The 3,166-nt window shown below is 51.6% G+C and carries 2 protein-coding genes and 1 pseudogene; 2 read left to right on the top strand and 1 reads right to left on the bottom strand.

The window, feature by feature from the left end:
• A pseudogene (locus HWQ67_RS20650) lies at positions 1-346 on the bottom strand (methyl-accepting chemotaxis protein); the annotation flags it as partial.
• A gap of 813 nt (positions 347-1,159) precedes the next feature.
• Between HWQ67_RS20650 and HWQ67_RS15170 the strand changes: the two are divergent.
• Together HWQ67_RS15170 and HWQ67_RS15165 are read left to right on the top strand one after the other, a co-directional pair.
• A complete protein-coding gene (locus HWQ67_RS15170; RefSeq protein WP_218253530.1) occupies positions 1,160-1,882 on the top strand; it encodes a class I SAM-dependent methyltransferase in 723 nt (240 codons plus the stop codon).
• A gap of 11 nt (positions 1,883-1,893) precedes the next feature.
• The gene (locus HWQ67_RS15165) at positions 1,894-3,153 is read left to right on the top strand and encodes a magnesium transporter MgtE N-terminal domain-containing protein (protein ID WP_218253529.1); all 1,260 of its coding nucleotides are present in this window, start codon (positions 1,894-1,896) and stop codon (positions 3,151-3,153) included.
• Positions 3,154-3,166: the final 13 nt, after the last annotated feature.

Genomic DNA, 3,166 nt, shown 5'->3' with positions numbered 1-3,166 from the left:
CCGATATGATCTTGCTGCTGCTGCCCACCCGCTGAAGTATCTGTGTGTTGAGGTTGTTGACCAATTTGTATCCCTCACCCATATTCATGAGCTGTCCCTCGATGGACTTTAAAAAGTCCGCTTCGTCATGTTGGTGTTTTTTGTCTAGTTTGACGGCGAAATTACCTTGAATCTGTTTTGCCATTGCGGCGATGGCGCTTCCGATTTCGATTGCGGCCTTTTCAGAGTGTGCGGAGAGCTTGCGTACCTCATCGGCCACAACGGCAAAGCCACGTCCGGACTCCCCGGCACGTGCCGCCTCTATGGCCGCATTTAACGCCAGGAGATTGGTCTGGTCGCTGATATCCTTCATCAGCTGAACCATGGCCTGCATATTGTTGGCACTCTTTACCAGTTCCTCAACGATGTGGCCATCCTTATCCAGTTCCACCAGACGTTTCTCTATATAGTTGTATAGTACGGTGGAGGTCTCCTCGTTCTTTTCTATCGTCGTGTTTGACTGCCGGGCCAGTGACTCACTCTTATCGTGCAGGGATGTCAACGTGCTGACCAGTTCGCTCATGGAACCGTCTGTCTCCTTCAGTTTCCTGATGATGCCATGGGCAGCGGTCTCGGTCTCTTCGACCACGTTTGCAAGGTGGGCCGATGTGAGTTTGTTAAACTTGCTCAACAGGTCGCAGAAGGCCAGGATGGTCTTGTTCCTTTTTTGATCAACCCCGTCCTTATAGCACATGGTAAGTATTACCTGTCTGTCACTGTCCGATAGTTGTGCGGGTGATCGTCCGGCCTTTTTCAGCGTAAGCACATACAGCAGGGCAATGGCAAGAACAGCCCCTCCCACCCGTACGAAAAACTCCAGCGTAAAGCCCTTGTCTGTCAGGAAATATTCACCGACAGAGGCCAGAACAATAAGCACAAACGCTACACCTGAGTATAAACGTCCGAGAGTGCCCCTCTCAAAAAAATATAGGTCGTTTGTTCCCATACTGGTTTATTATAACAGAAGTGCCGCGCATTTTGTATTTAATCAAATCGAAATCTGCTATAATATATCGAAGCGGTTTTATACCGGCAAGGGCTTAAGGTACCAGAAATAGCAGAAATCGAGGGACATTAACAAACAGTACAGGAGCTAAACGACATAAGGAGTGCAAGCGACATGGAAGACATTGTTCACAAAGACTTACGATGTGTAATAAGCAAGGAGGGCAAGGTTCAGCAAACCTCTGCTGTCGTCCAAGAGTCGGAGGAACCAAACACCTCCAAATTCAACCGTAAAGATCACTGGGAGGGCGTCTACACAAACAAGTTGCACACACATGTAAGCTGGTATGAGGAGTACCCGGAGGTCTCACTGAAACTGATCGGGGCAGCGGGGATTGCCCCTGATGCCAACATCATAGACGTTGGAGGGGGTGCATCAACACTCGTAGATACGCTCCTGGGGCATGGGTATCAGAGGATAACAGTCCTGGATATTTCGGCCTCTGCGATGGCAAACTCACGCCAGAGACTCGGGGAACAAGCGCACAGGGTCAAGTGGCTTGAGGCCGATATCACCGAGGTCAAACTCCCGGAGCAGTATGACCTCTGGCATGACCGGGCGGTCTTTCACTTCCTCACGGATGCCGGTGACCGCAGGAAGTATGTCCGGGCGGTCAAGCAATCTCTCAAGCCAGGTGGGCACCTTGTCGTAGCGACCTTTGCCATAGACGGTCCGCAAAAGTGCAGTGGTCTGGATGTGGTGAGGTATAGCCCGGAGAGTCTACATGCCGAGTTTGGAGACGACTTTGAATTATTGGAGTCCTTTGGCATTGATCACGTTACGCCTGCAAAGGGGATGCAACGGTTTACCTTCTGCCGCTTCAGGCGGACAACGTAGGGAGAGATTGTATGCCGCTCTTTGGTGAGATTTTTTTGAGTGAAATATTGCATAAGCCCGTCTTTGATATGAAGGGCGAGGAGCTTGGCAAGATACACGACGTCCTTGTTGTAAAGGGTGAGACACTGCCCAGGATCGAAGCGCTCGTCATAAAGAGCAGGGACAACTTCTACAGGGTGGATTACAAGAGCCTGAGCATATTCAACAGGCGGATGATGACCACGACGCTGCAACATGACAACCTGCCAGGGTATGACTCCTTTGATGCAGACCTGCTTGCGGCACGTGACGTCCTGGACAAGCAGATCGTGGACATTAACGGGGCCAAGGTGGTCAGGGTCAACGACATAAAGATCGAGGGGTACAGGAACTGGGCGGTTCTTGTGGCCATAGACGTTGGTATGCGGGGATTGCTCAGGCGCCTGGGGGTGGAGAAAAAGGCGATGAAACTGTTGACTTTGCTAAAGCTGCATCTGCCGGAGAGCCTGATCAGGTGGGACTACCTGCAGCCGTTAAGTCCACGGTTAAAGTCGATTTCGCTGAAGGTGACCCAGAAGCTGGCAAAGATACACCCGGCAGACCTGGCCGACATAATCAGCTCGGTGTCACGGGCCGAGGGTGAGAGTTTTTTTCGCTCCCTGGATGTTGAATCCGCCGCCGAGACCCTGTCCGAGCTGGAATCCGGCACTCAGGTGGAGATACTCTCCAACATGGCCCCCGAAAAGGCCGCTGCCATCATCGAGGAAATGGCCCCCGATGACGCCGTTGACATACTAAGCGACTTGCCCAAAGACAAAACCAAACAGATACTCGATTCCTTTGAGCAAGAGGACGTCGAAAACATCCACGAACTGCTCAGTCACGAGGAAGACACCGCCGGGGGACTGATGAAAACCGAGTTTTTGCTCTACAGTTCCGACACAAAGGTGCGGGAGGTCATTGAGCGTTTTAAGACCGAAGCGCACGATGTTGAGACCATCTACTATCTGTATGTGGCCGACAAGTATGGCGTTCTGATTGGCGTGGTGTCGCTCAAGGACATGTTGCTCTCCGATGGCGAAATGACTCTGGCCTCAATCATGTCAACCAACATAAAGTCCGTCAGACCCGACGACGATGAGGATATCGTGGCCGCCAAGATATCCAAGTACAATCTTGTTGCCATCCCCGTTGTGGATGACGACGGGCAGATGGTTGGCCTTGTAACCGTTGACGACATCGTTGACAGGATATTGCCCCCAAGCGCCCGGAGGAAACGAAAAAAAATCTGAAAAGAGGAGGTGG

Source organism: Candidatus Magnetobacterium casense (assembly GCF_019173545.1).
Lineage (GTDB): Bacteria > Nitrospirota > Thermodesulfovibrionia > Thermodesulfovibrionales > Magnetobacteriaceae > Magnetobacterium > Magnetobacterium cryptolimnobacter.
This window is presented reverse-complemented; position numbering and strand designations above follow the sequence as displayed.

What these genes read in the sequence shown, in the direction of transcription:
- HWQ67_RS15165 (WP_218253529.1), top strand. Translation starts at nt 1,894, where the DNA reads ATGCCGCTCTTTGGTGAGATTTTTTTGAGTGAAATATTGCATAAGCCC.
- HWQ67_RS15170 (WP_218253530.1), top strand. Translation starts at nt 1,160, where the DNA reads ATGGAAGACATTGTTCACAAAGACTTACGATGTGTAATAAGCAAGGAG.